At 39.7% G+C, this 18282-nt stretch carries 12 protein-coding genes; 6 read left to right on the top strand and 6 right to left on the bottom strand.

What is annotated here, in order from left to right; translation table 11 throughout:
- Window positions 1-40: 40 nt before the first annotated feature.
- On the top strand, window positions 41-499 hold the full coding sequence (locus tag PLEUR7319_RS0115365; protein WP_019506117.1) for a universal stress protein: 459 nt from the start codon (window positions 41-43) through the stop codon (window positions 497-499).
- A gap of 100 nt (window positions 500-599) precedes the next feature.
- Here PLEUR7319_RS0115365 and PLEUR7319_RS0115360 read toward each other — a convergent pair whose 3' ends face one another.
- Entirely contained in the window at window positions 600-2378 is a 1779-nt protein-coding gene (locus PLEUR7319_RS0115360) for a fatty acyl-AMP ligase (protein WP_019506116.1), read from the bottom strand.
- Window positions 2379-2601: 223 nt separating this feature from the next.
- Here PLEUR7319_RS0115360 and PLEUR7319_RS0115355 point away from each other — a divergent pair, with 223 nt between their 5' ends.
- On the top strand, window positions 2602-3789 hold the full coding sequence (locus tag PLEUR7319_RS0115355; protein ID WP_019506115.1) for a class I SAM-dependent methyltransferase: 1188 nt from the start codon (window positions 2602-2604) through the stop codon (window positions 3787-3789).
- Between the two features lie 119 nt (window positions 3790-3908).
- On the opposite strand, the gene PLEUR7319_RS0115350 is transcribed toward PLEUR7319_RS0115355, so the two are convergent.
- From PLEUR7319_RS0115350 to glnA, 3 genes are all read right to left on the bottom strand, one after another.
- Window positions 3909-5393 carry an ammonium transporter gene (locus PLEUR7319_RS0115350; protein ID WP_019506114.1) on the bottom strand — a complete coding sequence of 495 codons (1485 nt, stop codon included), beginning with the start codon at window positions 5391-5393 and terminating at the stop codon, window positions 3909-3911.
- A gap of 744 nt (window positions 5394-6137) precedes the next feature.
- The gene (locus PLEUR7319_RS0115345; RefSeq protein WP_019506113.1) at window positions 6138-8312 is read right to left on the bottom strand and encodes a glutamine synthetase III; all 2175 of its coding nucleotides are present in this window, start codon (window positions 8310-8312) and stop codon (window positions 6138-6140) included.
- A gap of 264 nt (window positions 8313-8576) precedes the next feature.
- A complete protein-coding gene (glnA, locus tag PLEUR7319_RS0115340; RefSeq protein WP_019506112.1) occupies window positions 8577-9998 on the bottom strand; it encodes a type I glutamate--ammonia ligase in 1422 nt (473 codons plus the stop codon).
- A gap of 344 nt (window positions 9999-10342) precedes the next feature.
- On the opposite strand from glnA, the gene apcB reads away from it, so the two are divergent.
- The 4 genes from apcB to PLEUR7319_RS0115320 all read left to right on the top strand — a co-directional run bounded on the left by apcB (window position 10343) and on the right by PLEUR7319_RS0115320 (window position 16464).
- Window positions 10343-10852: an allophycocyanin subunit beta gene (apcB, locus tag PLEUR7319_RS0115335; RefSeq protein WP_019506111.1), complete on the top strand. Its 510-nt coding sequence runs from the start codon at window positions 10343-10345 to the stop codon at window positions 10850-10852.
- Between the two features lie 382 nt (window positions 10853-11234).
- Window positions 11235-11546 (top strand): co-chaperone GroES, encoded by a 312-nt coding sequence (groES, locus tag PLEUR7319_RS0115330; RefSeq protein ID WP_019506110.1) that lies wholly within the window; start codon window positions 11235-11237, stop codon window positions 11544-11546.
- Window positions 11547-11782: 236 nt separating this feature from the next.
- On the top strand, window positions 11783-13408 hold the full coding sequence (gene groL, locus PLEUR7319_RS0115325; protein WP_019506109.1) for a chaperonin GroEL: 1626 nt from the start codon (window positions 11783-11785) through the stop codon (window positions 13406-13408).
- 473 nt (window positions 13409-13881) lie between these two features.
- A complete protein-coding gene (locus PLEUR7319_RS0115320; protein ID WP_019506108.1) occupies window positions 13882-16464 on the top strand; it encodes a DUF3536 domain-containing protein in 2583 nt (860 codons plus the stop codon).
- 211 nt (window positions 16465-16675) lie between these two features.
- Here the strand turns inward: PLEUR7319_RS0115320 and PLEUR7319_RS35500 are convergent, their stop codons facing one another.
- Both PLEUR7319_RS35500 and PLEUR7319_RS41335 read right to left on the bottom strand, forming a co-directional pair.
- A complete protein-coding gene (locus PLEUR7319_RS35500; RefSeq protein WP_019506107.1) occupies window positions 16676-17386 on the bottom strand; it encodes a calcium-binding protein in 711 nt (236 codons plus the stop codon).
- Between the two features lie 710 nt (window positions 17387-18096).
- Entirely contained in the window at window positions 18097-18258 is a 162-nt protein-coding gene (locus tag PLEUR7319_RS41335; protein WP_019506106.1) for a hypothetical protein, read from the bottom strand.
- Window positions 18259-18282 lie beyond the last annotated feature (24 nt).

Raw genomic sequence — 18282 nt, 5'->3', positions numbered from 1 at the left:
TTGAATAGCGAAACATTTTAGTTATCGTGAGGAACTAATCTTGAATAATATTTTAGCTGCCATAGATTTTTCCGACGTTACTCCTAAAGTTGTTGCACAAGCAGCTGAAATGGCTCAATCCTTTGCTTGCAAGTTATGGTTGATTCATATTGCTGCTCCAGATCCAGATTTTGTTGGTTATGGTACTGGTCCACAATGCGAACGAGACTGGAGAGCTAAAATTTTGAGAAAAGAACACAGATATATTCAAGATCAAGCTTTGCAATTAGAGCAAAGTGGCATCGATGTCACTCCTTTACTCGTTCAAGGGGCGACAGTAGCAACTATTATCGCAGAATCTTCAAGACTCGATGCCGATCTAATTGTTATTGGGTCTCACGGTCATGGTTCCGTCTACAAAACTTTAGTAGGTAGTGTCAGTGAAGGAGTAATCCGCAAAGCTAATTGTCCAGTATTAATTGTTCCAGAGCGACATCAAAGTAATCTTAAAATAGCTTGAAAAAACTTTTATTCTACTTCTACTAGACGAGCTAAAAACTCAGAAAATCACCAGAATTTTTCAGTTTCTAGATATCTGAATTCCAAACTCCAAACTCACCTTAAACTGGTAAGCCTTCTAAAGTATTACTCAAAAATTCGGCCCTACAGGCGTGACGTTGAATTTTACCGCTAGAGGTCTTAGGTAAACTACCTGGCTTGAGTAATAGAGCGGTGTGAACCTGTAAATCGTGTTTTTTGGAAATTTCTCGCCGAATTGATTTAATCAAATCTTTAGCGTCAATAATATTTTCCTGAGTCGAACTGCCATTAGATTTGGCTACATAACGTTGGCTACTCCAGTAACGACGCTCTACTTCTGCTAGTACAATTAATTTTTCTTCTCCCTTGATCTCAACAGAGAAGCTGGCTACACCGCTTGGTCTAATCCAAGAGTTAGTTTCTTCTACAGTTTTTTCTATATCTTGAGGATAGTGATTGCGTCCTTTGATGACAATCATGTCTTTGAGACGACCTGTAAAAAATAACTCACCTTCATCGATAAAACCTAAATCTCCTGTACGCAAAAAAGGTCCTTCTTGGGTATCTTGGAGGTAAGCATTAAAGGTGTTTTCAGTTATCTCGGGTTGCTCCCAATATCCTTGAGCAATACTAGAGCCAGCAACCCAAATCTCTCCAACTTCTCCAGGGTTACAGCTCACCATAGTTTCAGGATTGGCGATCGCAATTTTTTGATCGACTAGGCTACCACCACAGCTAACCAAAGTACGGGAGTGAGATTCATGGGCCTGGGCGATCGCAATTTTATTCTGTTCTAAAGCTCTTCCTTGAACAGTTTTGGTTACTACAGCGGCGTTTTGGGAACCACCAGAAACAATTAAAGTTGCTTCTGCCATGCCATAGCAGGGATAAAAAGCTGATTCATCGAATCCGTAGGGAGCATAGGTTTGGGCAAATTTTTGTAAGGTTTCATGATTGATTGGCTCTGCACCATTAAAAGCTACTTGCCAACTGCTTAAATCTAATCCTTGTGCTTGTTCTGGTTTAAATTTGCGAACACAGAGGTCGTAGGCAAAATTGGGACCACCGCTAGTAGTAGCCCGGTAGCGGGAAACGGCTTTAAGCCAGCGCAGAGGACTTTGTAAAAACATTAACGGCGAAATTAATGTCACGGGAAAACCACCGTACAATGGCTGAAGAATACCACCGATCAAGCCCATATCGTGGTAGGGTGGTAGCCAAATTACTCCCTTACTCTGGGGCGAATGTCTAAAACAGCGATGGATTGCTTCTAGATTATGCAATAAATTCCGATAAGCAATTTTGACTCCCTTTGGTTCTGCTGTTGAGCCCGAGGTATACTGCAAAAAGGCGATATCATTGCCGACAATATGAGGTTCTTGCCAGTCTTGAGCTAAATCGCTGTTTAAGGTGTCTGTTGTAATCCAGCGTAGACTATGAAGCTCAGGAGTACGTTCTAATTGACGCTCCAGACTTAGTAAAGTACTACTATTAGTTAAAGCTAAATTCGACTTGGCGTTTTGCAGAATATTTTGAATGCGGTTTAAAGAACGATTAGGTCGTGGGGGATAAGCGGGAATCGCAATTACTCCAGCGTAAAGGCAACCAAAGAAAGCAGTAATATAGTCTAATCCCGAAGGATATAGGAGTAAAACCCTATCTTGAGGAGAGCTAACAGACTGAAGATAAGCGGCGATCATTTTCGCTTTTTGTTCTACTTGTCTGTAGGTCAGGCTTTGATTTTCTAATTCTCCGTCCGCCAAATAATTATATATAGTTTGATTTGGCTGTTCAATCGCCCTATTGCGGAGGATATCAACTAAATTTTCTGCTTTAATTGTACTTTTTAAACCACTCATTCACTTTTGATTATTTAAATCAATTTACACCATAATCTATTGTTTGAAAATCCAAGTATAAATAAACTCAGGGCATAATTCCGTCCGATGTAATCAAATTCCTCCACAGCTTACATCAATCAAGCTCAAAACAAAGTATAGTTGTGACACCTTGAGAATAGTCCTCTCAGTTACAGATTACTAATTTTAAATACAGTTTTAAATTGATACTATATTCATATTTATGATAAATTTGTCTGAATCATCTCATTCTCAAGAACTAAAGAAGCTTCTTTTTACCCAAATCGATAATTCTCCAGAAAAGCGAATTACTTTTGCTGAATACATGACCCTTGTTCTATATCATCATCACTATGGTTACTATAATTCAGGAGTAGTTAGTATTGGTGCCAAGGGAGATTTTTTCACTTCGTCCTCACTAGGTAAAGATTTTGGGGAATTACTCGCGGTTCAGTTCCAAGAAATGTGGCACAAATTGGGTTGCCCCGATCCTTTTTATCTAGTGGAAATGGGTGCAGGTAATGGTGAACTTGCCCAAGATATTTTAAATTATTTCTATAACAGCGATAATAATTTATTTGTTAAAGCGTTAAATTACGTGATTATCGAGCAGTCAACTGCCTTAATCGAGGTACAGCAGAAATTGCTCAGCTCTTTTAGTGATGTTGATCTAACTTGGAAAACTTGGTCAGATATTGCCGACAACAGTATCGAGGGCTGTTTTTTTTCCAACGAGTTAGTTGATGCTTTCCCTGTTCATTTAATAACCAAGAATCAGCAGCAATTACAAGAAGTATTTTTGAGTATTGAACAAGATCGTCTAACCGAAACTAGCCATCCTGTTTCGACAGAAAAACTGCTTGCATATTTTGATTTGGTTGGTATCAATTTACTAGAGGCGGACTATCCTCAGGGTTATCGTACTGAAGTTAATCTCAATGCTTTAAATTGGCTAACAACAGTTGCAGGTAAACTTAAACGAGGGTATGTCTTGACTGTGGATTATGGCTATACTGCTGATAAGTATTATCGTCCCGCTCGTAGTCAAGGTACTTTACAGTGTTATTTTCAACATCGTCATCATAACAATCCATACGTAAATATAGGTCATCAAGATATTACTGCTCAGGTGGATTTTACAGCTCTACAATGCCAGGGAAAACTACACGGGTTAAGAACTCTTGGTTTTACTCAACAGGGTCTATTTTTGATGGCTTTGGGTTTAGGCGATCGCTTAAATGAACTTTCTAGTGGTAAATATGAGATTGCAGAGATTTTTAAACGTCGTGATGCTTTACATCAATTAATTGACCCCACTGGCTTGGGTGGCTTTGGTGTATTGATTCAGGGAAAAAATCTAGCTGAGCATCAAAAGTCTCTTCAAGGTTTAACCATGCCATCAATGTTTTGAATCAAAGAGATTTGAATCATTGATAATAGCTAGTCAAAATAAATACCACTACGATAGTTACTTAATTAAGCAAAATCGCAATGGCAAAATTTAAAAATCACGCTTTTACTAAGCAACGTCTAGAATTCCGAACCGCTAGCTTCTGCCTTACCAAAGGGAATACTAGAACCACCACCAGCTAAAACATCGGCTTCTTTGACAAATCCACTGTAGGCTTCCATACCATGTTCGCTGATATCTAAACCACGTCTTTCGTCTTCTTCATCCACTCTAATACCAATAGTTACTTTGAGGATAGTCCAAACGATAGCACTAAAGATTACGGTAAAAGCACCAATCGCCACAATGCCAATAATTTGAGTAACAATGTTACCAGTGCCAAAGATACCTACCGCTAAAGTTCCCCAGATACCGCAAACTAAGTGAACCGAAGTTGCACCAACGGGGTCGTCAATTTTGATACTGTCAAAGAAAGCAACAGAGAAAACTACGATTATGCCAGCGATCACACCGATAATTACCGCAGATAAATAGCTAACATCCGCGCAACCAGCAGTGATACCTACCAAACCAGCTAAAATACCATTAATAACCATCGATAAGTCAGGCTTACCGTCTTTAATCCAAGATGTAAAAGTTGCAGCAACACCACCTGCTGCTGCGGCTAAGTTAGTAGTCACAGCAATATAAGGAACATTGGCTGTAGCGGCTAGTTCTGAGCCGGGGTTAAAGCCAAACCAGCCAATCCAGAGAATGAGGCATCCTAGAGTAGCAAAACCCATGTTGTGACCAGGGATTGCACTAATTCTCCCGTTCTGATACTTACCAAGTCTCGGTCCTAAAATAGCTGCACCAACTAAAGCTGCCCATCCTCCCACAGAGTGAACCACGGTTGAACCAGCAAAGTCAGAAAAGCCCATTTCGCTCAACCAACCACCATCCCAAACCCAATGTCCAGTGACCGCGTAGGAAAAGGCTACTAGTAAAGTACTAAAAATTAAGAATGCGCCAAAGTGAATTCTTTCTGCTACCGCACCAGAAACAATAGTTGCTGCTGTTGCCGCGAAAGCCACTTGGAATAAAAAGGAAATTGCTTCGGGAACTGCTGCTGGATAGGGATCATTACCATAAGGAGCAGGATCTCCATTAAAGAAAAAGCCCTTTAAGCCAATAAAGGGAGTGCCATCACCATACATGAGGGCATAACCTACTGCCCAATAAGCCAAAGTTGCGACTCCAAATACGATTAGATTTTTGGCCAGAATATTAACCGCATTTTTTTGACGACAGAACCCTGTTTCTAACATTCCGAATCCAGCATTCATGAAAATTACTAGAACGGAGCAAAATAGCAGAAAGATTGAGTCTAAGACAACTCTCAGTTCATCTAGGTTAGCGGGGGCATCTAATCCTTGAGCGGTGGCGGCTGTATTCCAAACGACAACAATCATTGCTGCTAAAGGAATACATAAAAACCAAGAAGAAGAAAAAGATTTAAATACTGTTCTCAAAGGTTCGGGAAGTAAGTCTTTAAATTGCCGACCAACTCCCGTTGGATTTTTACGTTTGAGTGTTTTTTTAGGTTTTAAGAATTCAGAATTCATTTACACTTCGATTAATTTAGAAAATATAGTTAGTTTGTCTACAAGTTGCAAACTCAATTCTGTCTAGTTTGTGATTTTTTTTCCTTTCTTGCCGTATTTTTGAATACAGTTTGATATAGCAAAAAGAGGTATGATAAAGGGCTATTTTTAATCGATCCAAACTAACACTTAATTAAGATACATCTAATTGATAGCCTTAATTATTAACTACTATGCCTTTCCTGACCAAAAGTCCCGAAAATATATAGATTTAATATCTTTGACCTGTCTAATCTTTACAAAAAAGACATGATGTAAAAGATATTTAGATATAGACATACAAGCAGATAAAATATTTGATATTCTAGCTTAATCGCCTTCTTTTATGCAGAGCTCAGGTTCTACTGCGCTTATAAGCTAGCTAATTTTGAATTCTATAGGCCTTCATAGTATGTCATGTATTTTCGCGACTTAATTATCATTAAAAATAATAGTTAGCAATTGTTAAGAGTTAGATGAATTTTAAATCTTATTTTGTGAGATTAAATCAGACTTAAAATTGGTAATCTTTAAGTATGTTAAAGAACTTAATTTAACTATTCAATCCATATTGTTTATTAACAACAAAAAACCGTCCATAAAGAACGGTTTCATAATAATTACAATCTTAATCTAATTCATCTAGCTATGAGTGGCTAAGTGAATAGGGATAAAGTCAAAAATCCAATTATTTATTCGGGTGTCTAACTGAGTAGAAAAGACAAATTATTTAATAAATAACATTTCTTGATAGGTTGGTAAGGGCCAAAGGTCATCGGAGACTTCTCCTTCAAGAGCATCAGCATCTTCCCGAAGGTCGTCCATCATTGGGCGAATAGTGCTAGCACAATATTTCATGTGTTCCTCAGTACTGGCAAAGTCTTCTTTTGCCAAAGCCGTACTCAATTTTGACACTTTGGACATCATTGAGTTAGTTAACTCGGCGACTTTCTTGATATTATCCCGATCTAAATCGATCCCCATGTCTTTGAGACCAGCAACAGTATTGCCCATCTCAGCTAAATGTCTCATCGCTGCAGGATAGATCGAAGTTTTCACCATATCTATTGCCAGTTTGGCTTCTACTTCAATAGACAGAATGTACTGCTCAGAATATACTTCGTAGCGACTTTCTAATTCTACAGGAGACAGAACGCCAGTTTTTTCAAATAGCTCTTCAATATATTTTTCTGTTAAACAGGGAAGAGCATCTGCAGTAGTAGGTAGATTAGCCAAGCCCCTTTCTTCTACAGCCATTTTGTGCCATTCAGCAGAGTATCCGTCACCACCGAAAATAACCGCACCATGTTTGTGCATTATTTCTTTGAGTACGGCAAAAATAGCAGCGTTAAGTTCTACTCCTTTACCTAGTTCACTTTCTAAAAGATCGCCAACAAAATCTAACGAATCTGCCAACATAGTATTGAGAACAATCAGGGGACCAGAAACCGATTGACTAGAGCCTACAGCACGGAATTCAAAGCGATTGCCCGTAAAAGCGAAGGGAGATGTTCTGTTGCGATCGCCTGCATCCTTAGACAAAGGAGGTAAAGTGTCCACCCCAATTCTCATCTCTCCTCTTTTACCGTAGGTATCATTCATACTACCTGACGCAATCTGGTTAAATAGAGTCTCTAATTGAGAACCTAAATAAACTGACATAATTGCCGGAGGAGCTTCGTTGGCTCCCAAACGGTGATCGTTACTGGCATTAGCAATTACAGCCCGCATTAATGGGCCATATTTATGTACACCGCGAATTACGGCAGCACAGAAAACTAAAAACTGAGCATTTTCGTGAGGAGAATCGCCAGGATCGAGTAAATTGCCTTGAGTAGTATTACTCACAGACCAGTTGACGTGTTTACCAGAACCATTAATTCCAGCAAAGGGTTTTTCGTGAAGTAAGCAGACGAAACCATGCTTTTTCGCAGTCTGACGTAACAATGTCATAGTTAACTGCTGGTGATCGGAAGCTACGTTGGCTGCTTCAAAAATAGGTGCAATTTCAAACTGACCAGGAGCCACCTCATTGTGTCTAGTTTTGGCAGGAATACCCAAACGATACATTTTCTGTTCTACATCTTGCATAAAGACTTGAACCCGTTCGGGAATTGCACCGAAATAGTGGTCATCGAACTGCTGTCCTTTTGCAGGAGGTTTACCAAACAGAGTTCTGCCAGCCAATAATAAATCGGGACGACTATTGGCAAAGTAAGAATCTACTAAAAAATATTCTTGTTCTGGACCACAGCTAGAATTCACAGGAGCAATATCCGTGTGACCCAATAACTTTAACACCCTAGTGGCTGACCTATTCATAGCTGAAATAGAGCGCAATAGAGGAGTCTTCTTGTCAAGGGCTTCTCCTGTCCAAGAAACAAACACCGTTGGAATACAGAGAGTTACACCGTTATCTGTTTCCATTAAGTAAGCTGGGCTAGTTACATCCCAAGCAGTATAGCCTCTAGCTTCAAAAGTAGAACGAATTCCACCATTAGGGAAAGATGAACCATCTGGTTCACCCTGAACCAGTAATTTACCTGCAAATTCAGAAATTGCCGTCCCATCCCCTTGTATAGACACAAAAGCATCGTGTTTTTCGGCGGTAGCATTTGTCATGGGATAAAAAACGTGAGCATAGTAAGATGCTCCTTTGGCGATCGCCCAGTCCTTCATTGCTGAAGCCACAATATCGGCAACAGAAGCATCTAACTGTTGACCTGTTTGAATTGTTTTTTTCAGAGATTTAAAAACAGCTTTGGGTAAACACTGTTTCATTTTGCTCAAGCTAAAAACATCCTTGCCCCACAGTTCTTCTAAACGACTAGGTGGTCCAGCTGGAAATGATTGTCGATTAGTTATTCGATAAATTGCTTGCGCGCGCGATTCGTATCCCATGACAGTTTTGTTTTATTACTAGATATTTAGTGCAATTGATCTTACTTGCTGGGAATTCTATAAAATGTAAAATATGTAACAGATTTATGTCGTGGCTTTGAGTTGCCAAAAACTTGACAGCGGTTAAGATCAATTTAGTGAATACTTTTAATCACCAGATTATCCTCTGATTCTAAGTTATTCAATAAAAATAGAGACGTTGAACCAAACGCCTCTGGCTAATTAATAATTACATCATCTTAGTGTCCCTATCGAAGTATCCCTCTAGCAATCATAGTAAAGAGCAAATTCATAAGGATGAGGACGTAAACGCAAAGGATTTACTTCTGCATCCAACTTAAACTGAATCCAGTTTTGGATAAAGTCTGAAGTAAATACGCCGCTAGCAGTTAAAAATCCGTGGTCATTTTCTAGAGCTTCTAGGGCACCTTCTAAAGAACCAGGAGTAGAGGGGATTTTACTCAGTTCTTCAGGAGAAAGTTCATATATGTCTACATCCAGAGGATCACCAGGATCGATTTGATTTTTTACACCATCGATACCCGCGAGTAACATAGCCGAGAAACCAAGATAGGGATTAGACGTAGGATCGGGACAGCGAAACTCAAAACGCTTGGCTTTGGGATTGCTACCGCTAAGGGGTATGCGTACTGATGCAGAGCGGTTTCCTTGGGAATAAGCCAAGTTTACAGGGGCTTCAAAACCAGGTACGAGGCGTTTGTAAGAATTAGCAGAAGGATTAGTAAATGCCAAAATAGCAGAGGCATGTTTTAAAATACCACCAATAAAATGCAGTGCTGTTTGGCTCAAATCTGCGTAACCATCACCGAAGAATAAAGGATTGCCGTCTTTCCAGATGGACATATGGGTATGCATGCCAGTACCGTTGTCATTAAACAAAGGTTTGGGCATAAAGGTAGCGGTTTTACCATGTTTTCTGGCAACATTTTTAACTATGTATTTGTAAGTTAAAACATAGTCTGCAGCATGAACTAAATCGGAGAATTTGATTCCTAATTCACACTGTCCCGCAGAAGCTACTTCATGATGGTGTTTTTCAATGGGCACACCACATTTTCCCATTGCAAGTAGCATTTCACTACGAATATCTTGCAGAGTATCTGAAGGTGCTACTGGAAAGTAGCCACGTTTATGATCGGTTTTATAGCCTAAGTTTCCTCCTGCTTCAGATGCTCCAGAATTCCAAATGCCTTCAATGGAATCAATGTGATAAAAACCTTCGTATTCTGCTTGACCAAAGCGAATATCATCGAAAATAAAAAATTCTGGTTCAGGACCACAATATACGGTATCACCAATACCAGTACTTTTGAGGTAGTCTACGGCTTTTTGAGCCAGAGAACGAGGGTCACGATCATACCATTCTCCAGTTCGCGGTTCTTTAATGGAACATACCATGCTCAAAGTTGGTATTTCCATAAAGGGATCGATCCAAGCTGTGGTCGGATCGGGAACCATTGCCATATCGGAAGCGTTAATGGCTTTCCAGCCTCGAATACTAGAACCATCGAAAGCTACGCCTTCAGTAAACGCATCTTCGTCAATTAGGCTACGATGAAAAGTACAGTGTTGCCAAATACCAAATAGATCAACAAATTTGAGATCGATTAGCTCAATATTTTGATCCTGAATCATTTTCAAGACCTCTTGGGCAGTCTCAGCCATAGATATTGCTCCTTTTGGATTTACGTCTTACACTGGCAATTTATTTGTAATAGATTGCCTGAAAACTTGTTGTTGATGTTACAGAATTAACACGTTTTATCCGACTCTAAACCTGTAAACTTTACAAAAATGTGACTAAATTAACCAAATTTTTGGTTATGAGGAAGAATTTAAGCTTTGTTTTAATTTTGTCTCGATCTCGATCAAGTATTAAGATAAGATGTCAAAATTTGAAGGGATCGCTAGTCCTCGTCGTGACTTGTGGGATTATAGGTAAATAAAAGTAGGCTTAACTATTTAGCCGATTAAATAAAATTGCTGTTGGGAGAAATCAAAAAATTAAGATGCGAGACGCTGTTACTAACTTAATCAAAAATTATGATATTGCTGGTCGTTATCTAGACCGCAATGCGATGGATAGTCTTCAAGACTATTTTGCCTCTGGAACTGCTAGAGTAGCTGTCGCAACTATGATTAGCGGTAATGCTGCCACTATTGTGCGGAATGCAGGAATTCAATTATTTGAAGAAGTTCCAGAGCTAATCCGACCAGGAGGAAACGCTTACACAACCCGTCGCTATTCTGCTTGTTTGCGGGATATGGACTATTATTTACGCTATGCTAGCTATGCTTTAGTGGCAGGCAATACCAATGTCCTTGATGAACGAGTTTTACAAGGACTGCGAGAAACTTACAATTCTCTGGGTGTACCAATTGGTCCTACTGTTAAGGGAATTCAAATTATGAAAGAGATGCTCAAAGAAATGGCAGTTGATTCGGGAATTAGTAATAGTGATGTTATAGATGAACCCTTTGATTATTTAACTCGGGAGTTAGGCGAAGTTTCTGTTTAGTTATTTCGAGCTATTAGCTTTTAACTATTAGCTCTTAGCTCTAAGTTAAAGATAACTATGGTGATAAACAATTAATTGAAAACTATTTATTCTCTGTCCAGAAAAAAAGATTTCATGTCAAATTAAACGCCGTAACTCATAAATTACTAATGAGAGGCGTTTTTTTATGGCGATTTTTCTGGCAGATCTCTGATTTGCAGTGTAATCATCACTTTGTACGGTAAACCACACTAATGATACCGTTGCCATAAGATACCAACTTTAGCTAAATTAGCACTCGGATGGTGAGAGTGCTAATTGAGAAAATAAGTAGCTTTCCATCAAGGAGAATCTTTGATTATTTAATCAAAGTTAAGCGTTTAGTTATCTGGAGAATATTTGCATGGCAGCTATTAGTATTAACGTAACAACTGTAAAGCCTCTAGGCGATCGCGTATTTATTAAAGTCAGTGCCAGTGAAGAAAAAACTGCTGGTGGAATTTTACTACCCGATGCAGCTAAAGAAAAACCTCAAGTTGGTGAAGTTGTAGGTGTTGGCCCTGGTAAACCCAAGGATGATGGTGGTTATACACCTTTAGAAGTAAAAGTTGGTGATAAAGTACTCTATTCAAAATACGCTGGTACAGATATTAAGTTAGGTGGCGAAGATTACGTCCTGCTATCTGAAAAAGACATTCTCGCTGCAGTTGCTTAAAAGATTGTTTAGTCAAATTCGTACGCTCTCAAGCTATTCCGTTGAGAGGGTCATCAGACTTGAAAGAACTGCCATAGCGTTTGTGCTTTGCGGCGGCGTGGAGTCACTCTTCAAGTTACTTGGTGGTCATTTACCTGAAACTATGATTACTAGAAAATACCATCACTAAGACTTACATCAATAAAGCATTTAATTTATTCACCGTTCACCATATCTATTGAAGGCAAACCAGTTTTATGGCTAAATCTATTATTTATAACGACGAAGCCCGTCGTGCGTTAGAAAAAGGGATCGACCTGCTGGCCGAAGCAGTCGCAGTTACCATTGGTCCCAAAGGACGTAACGTAGTTCTCGAAAAAAAATTTGGCGCGCCCCAAATTGTCAATGATGGGGTAACAATCGCCAAAGAAATTGAATTAGAAGATCACATCGAGAATACAGGTGTATCCTTGATTCGTCAAGCTGCCTCCAAAACTAATGATGTAGCAGGGGACGGCACTACCACAGCTACAGTTTTGGCTCATGCCATTGTTAAAGAGGGTCTCCGTAATGTCGCTGCTGGAGCCAATCCCATTGCAATCAAGCGTGGTATTGACAAAGCGACCGAATACTTAGTTGGTAAGATCCAAGAGCACGCTCAGCCTGTAGGAGATTCGACAGCGATCGCTCAAGTCGGGACAATCTCTGCTGGTAATGACGAAGAAGTCGGCAATATGATTTCCCAAGCGATGGATAAAGTCGGCAAAGAAGGAGTTATCTCTCTTGAAGAAGGAAAGTCAATGACTACCGAACTAGAGATTACTGAAGGGATGCGTTTTGATAAAGGCTATATCTCCCCTTACTTTGTTACTGACACTGAACGTATGGAAGCGGCTTTAGAAGAGCCCTTAATTCTGATTACCGATCGCAAGATCAATCTAGTTCAAGATTTAGTTCCCGTACTAGAACAAGTTGCTCGTCAAGGCAAACCTTTAGTAATTATTGCTGAGGATATTGAAAAAGAAGCCCTGGCAACTTTAGTCGTCAATCGTCTACGGGGTGTGCTTAATGTTGCTGCTATCAAAGCTCCTGGCTTCGGCGATCGCCGTAAGCAAATGCTAGAAGACATTGCCGTACTAACTGGTGGTCAAGTAATCTCTGAAGATGCTGGTTTAAAACTAGAAAGTGCCAAAGTAGAAATGTTGGGTACTGCTCGTCGGATTAACATCACCAAAGACAGTACTACTATTGTTGCCGAAGGTAATGAGGATGCAGTGAAAAAACGCTGTCAGCAGATTCGTCGTCAAATCGAAGCCAGCGATTCGTCTTATGACCAAGAAAAGCTACAAGAGCGTTTAGCTAAACTATCTGGTGGTGTAGCGGTAATTAAAGTAGGTGCTGCTACCGAAACCGAAATGAAAGATCGTAAATTGCGCTTGGAAGATGCGATCAACGCTACTAAGGCTGCGGTTGAAGAAGGAATTGTTCCTGGTGGTGGCACTACCCTGGCTCATTTAGCTCCTGGTTTGACAGAATGGGCAAAAGCCAACCTCAAAGACGAAGCTTTAACTGCTGCAACTATTGTGGCTCGTGCTTTAGCTGCTCCGTTGAAAAGAATTGCCGAAAATGCTGGTCAAAATGGTGCTGTAGTTGCCGAAAGAGTAAAAGAAACAGACTTTGATACTGGTTATAATGCCGCTACCAATGAATTCGTCAATATGTTTAACGCTGGTATTGTCGATCCCGCCAAAGTAACTCGTTCTGCATTACAAAATGCTGCCTCGATCGCCGGAATGGTATTGACTACCGAATGTATTGTCGTCGATAAACCGGAAAAAGATAAGTCTGCTGGTGCACCTGGTGCAGGTGATTTTGATTACTAAGTTAATCTAATCAAGTATTTGTCTGTTTAACACATTATCTGAAAATACTTTCTACAAATAATCTTAAGGCTGTTTAAGCAAGTTTGCTTGACAGCCTTTTTTTGTGCTTTTAATACCTAATTATATTTTTTAAAACAGTTTGTTAATTTAACTTACAAAGAAGCTGAACATTTAAAAACTGGGTTTAAATAAAGAATAGATTAGCCTCTCCTAATCCTTTACTTATAAATTGATAGATTGAAAAAAGAGAAAGAGGACAAGGAAAAAAAGGAGAAAAGGGCAAAACGTAAATCAAGCTATTCCTCAAATCAATTTTGACCCTCTACTAAACTTTTACGTGGAATTCGCATTTTTTTAAATTTTTAGCTTCATTGATAGCGACGTTTTACTCTTCAAATCTGCTTTTCAAACCAAGTGTCAGCAGATTTGATTTTTAAATATTAAACCAATCTAGTTTTAGAAAATATTTTCCTATGGTATCTATTGCATCAATCAACAATACACCATCTCAAACAACGACCAAAATTAAGCAGAACCCCATCCAAACAGCCCAAGGAGTGTACATCACAGTACATGGTCACTTTTATCAGCCACCCAGAGAAAACCCTTACTTGGACACCATCGAAAGACAACCCAGCGCGCACCCATTTCATGACTGGAATGAACGTATCCATTACGAGTGCTATCGCCCTAATGCTTTTGCCCGTATCCTCAATCATCAAAATGAATTAGTGGGGATCGTTAATAACTTTGAGTATCTGAGTTTTAACATCGGTGCAACCTTGATGTCCTGGTTAGAAAAATACGATCCCGAAGTTTATCAACGTATTTTAGAAGCAGATCGCCAAAGCAGCCTGCGGTTAAACGGACATGGCAATGCGATCGCTCAAGTTTATAACCATATCATCTTGCCTCTAGCCAATCAGCGAGATAAAATCACCCAAATTCGCTGGGGTAAAGAAGATTTTCGTTCTCGTTTTGGACGCGATCCCGAGGGGATGTGGCTTGCGGAAACCGCCGTTGATTACCCTACTTTAGAAGCTTTAATCGATGAAGAGATTAAATTTATTATTCTGGCTCCTTCTCAAGCAGAAAGATGTCGTTTACTACCGACAACAGAAGAAGAAGAAACAGAATGGCATGAAGTAGGAGGTTCACAAATCGATCCCACTCGCCCCTATCGTTGTTTTGTTGATGACGGGCGATATCTTGATATTTTCTTTTATGATGGTCCCATCTCTAGGGATATGGGTTTTAACGATGTCCTCAATACGGTAGATAACTTTACTGCCAGATTAGGACAGGCAATCAAAGGGGATCATCGTCCTTCTCAATTGATTAGTGTTGCTACCGATGGGGAAACCTTTGGACATCATAAAGGCGCTACTGAAAAGTGTATTGCCTATGCTTTTAGTGAGCAATTTGCTCAGTATGGTTGGACAGTTACGAACTATGCTCACTATCTGAGTATTTGCCCTCCGACCTGGGAAGTGGTATTAAAGCCAGTGACCGCTTGGAGTTGCGCACATGGGGTTGGTCGTTGGCAAGATGACTGTGGTTGCGCTAAGGGTGGTGGTTGGCATCAAAAATGGCGTCGTCCTCTAAGGGACTCGTTAGACTGGCTGAGGGACCAGTTAATTACTATTTATCAGGAAACGGGAAGCAAGTTTTTCCGCGATCCCTGGTTAGCCAGAAATGAATACATTCAAGTATTGCGCGATCGCTCTCAAGATAATGTCGAAAACTTCCTCCTACGGCATCAGTTAGCTAAACTATCTAGTAGCGAAAAAATAGATGCTTTGCGTCTCTTGGAAATGCAGCGTCATGCCCTGCTGATGTACACTAGCTGCGGTTGGTTTTTTGAAGAAATTTCTCGTCCAGAAGGAGTGCAAATTCTGCGCTATGCATCTCGTGCTTTAGAATTGGCAGGGGAAGTTGCTGGCATACACCTCAAACAAGAGTTTATCAAACGTTTAGCTCAAGCTCCCAGTAATGTTGCCAGATTTACTAGTGGCAAAAAAGTTTATCAGGAATTGGTTGCTCCCTCACAAATCTGTTTTCAGCAAGTAGCAGCTCATTATGCCATCAGCTCTTTGTTTACCAATTATCTGCAACAAGAGCGGATTTACTGTTACGAAGTAGAACAACTAGATTATCAAAAGCAACAGATGGGAACCCTGACTCTTTCTGTGGGGCAGGTGCGTTTAACTTCCGAGATTACTTGGGAAAGTCAGCATATCGTTTTTGCGGTGCTGCATTTAGGGGGATGGGATTTCCATTGCTGCATTACCAGTTTCAATGGTCGTTTAGCATATGCTGAACTGAAAGAACAGTTATTTGCTGATATCAAACACGCCAGTGCAGCTCAGGTTATTTTGACCATGAATCGCTTGATGGTCGGTAGTCACTCATTTAATCTTCAAGATTTATTTGCTGAAGAAAGACATCGTATTGTGCGACTCTTGACAGCTAATACTAAAAAGCATTTGGATCAACTCTATACTCAGGTATATCGGGAAAACTACAGTATGCTGGCGGCTTTCCAAAGAGAAGAATTGCCTGTTCCGCAAGAATTAAAAGTAGCGGCGGAAGTTGCCTTATCTTTTCGCTGTCTGGAGGCAGTAAATAATTTAGAACAAGTGATTGAAGATCCTGTGGCAATGGATAGTTGTCTAGCAGAATTGACTTCCACGGCTACTGAAGCTAACTATCTTGAATGTCAGCTAAATATACCTGAAGCTAAAAAAATCCTTGAACAAATAATTTTGCGTCTCTTATGGCAATTACTTTATGATGGCGATCCCACAACTCTCAAAGAAGATGTGACCAGATTAGAAACAGCGATCGCTCTTGGTGAACAGTTACACCTCGATTTAGCATTAGACCGTGCCCAAGAAATCTACTTTAACTGTTTACATAAACGTATTGTACCTGATTGTTTAATTTCTGAATCCAGTGCCGTTCATCATAGCTGTCGTTGGGATATTACCCAAATCAAGCCTTTGTTGAAATTAGGACAGAAACTGGCGATCGATGTTGGTTATTGGTTGAAATAAATTTTAGCAGCACGATTTAACCAAGTGTGAGAAAACTCTAAGTCCTCGCTTCACCAAAGCTGAGACAGTAATAGCTTTAACGAGGACTAAAAACTTGACAAGGTCACAACATCCATCATCCCCTTGTATAAAGTGGAACTTAATTGACGTTGTGACCCTAATTTCAAGAATGAAAAAATTTATGGACCTAAATTAATCACCAATCTTAGACTTACGTGAAATTATCAGCACTCAAAGAACTGGTATCGAAACCAGTTAAAGTTGCTAGTACTTCATCGCTGCTAGTGATAATAATGTCATTGCCATCAAAGCTGAGGTCGCCAAAAGTCAAACCATCTGCTAAACCAATCACATCATCATGTAGATCAAAGTCGGTGATAGTATCAGTACCTTCTCCCTCAGCCAGAATGAAGGTATCTTGGTCGCTCCCCCCAGTGAGTTCATCGTCACCAAAACCACCTCGCAGAATATCCTGACCACTAGAACCTCTTAAGGTGTCGTTCCCTAAACCGCCGCTGAGTGTATCATTATTACCACCGCCTCTCAGGCTGTCGTCCCCTGTACCTCCCAAAAGGATGTCATGCCCCGCTTTACCCTCGAGAAGGTCATCACCGCTTCCGCCTCGAAGAGTATCGTTCCGGCCACCGCCGTCAAGCCAATCGTCCCCTGCACTGCCGTTGAGAATATCCTTACCGCCAGAACCTCGAAGGGTATCATTTCCGTCAGCACCAGTGAGAGTGTCATCACCATCATTACCCCGCAAGGTATCGTCTCCTGGACCACCGAAGATACTATCATCATCATCACCGCCTTGTAGGGTATCGTCTCCTGGACCACCGACTAAAGTATCGTCACCATTAAGACCATCGAGAAAGTCATCCCCTGAAGTTCCTTGAAGGAAATCGTTTGTGTTTTCATCCATGATTGTGCTACCTACACGATATAGTCATACAAAAGAAGTCTTTGAAATATTGAGATAGAGTTTTTGAGAAAAGGTTAGACATTTGTTAAATCATCACTACCATGGCTATGGCATTAAGATATTTCATTCAATGAAGTTGCCAGAATTTTAAAATGTTATTTTATTGAGCAAGGATTCAACTAAAACTGGCGTTGAAAAAAAATCTTCCAAGTGATGATCAAACTTTTTACTGCTACAGAAGCTGCAGTTGGATAAGGACTAATTAAGACTAATTAAAACGTTAGAGGGATAGTTCTAACAACCCGTACAATTGCAAAAAGTTTCACCGGCAATGAAAAATTGAATTAAAGCAAAATGCCAACACTCGATAAAATAGTGTCTCATTTCTCACTATCAGCTTTATTCAAAATCTCTTAAATCAAAAGCTAAATGTTTCAGGCGAACAATTAAAAAAACGCGTTGTCATTTTATTTCACCTCTATAGTTCTTTAGATTTATCCTGAGGTCTAAAATAATTTGAATTATTAGTAATTTAAACCTACAAATTAAAAATAGCTTTAAATAGTTAACACAAACAACGATAATGACACTGTAAATTATGTTACTTTTTAGTAAATTATAGTGATTACACTGATGCTGAATTTTCAAATCCAAAATAACTTACGAATTGAGTAATCAAGACATATCCCTCTTTCCAGCAACACTATTCGTTAATGGGATTGAGCCACTAGTTCAAAACTCAAAGAAATCGTTTTGTTCTTGAGATTTTTTACCATTGATTCTCGATATTTTTGTTCGTAATAATCAGCACCAGGGTCAGTATAATAAGCTTCCCTGGCAGTCCACAAACTATAAACCATACGATAAACCATTTTTTACCTCAACCCAAACAGTAT

The organism is Pleurocapsa sp. PCC 7319 (assembly GCF_000332195.1).
In the GTDB taxonomy this organism is placed as follows: Bacteria; Cyanobacteriota; Cyanobacteriia; order Cyanobacteriales; family Xenococcaceae; genus Waterburya.
This window is presented reverse-complemented; position numbering and strand designations above follow the sequence as displayed.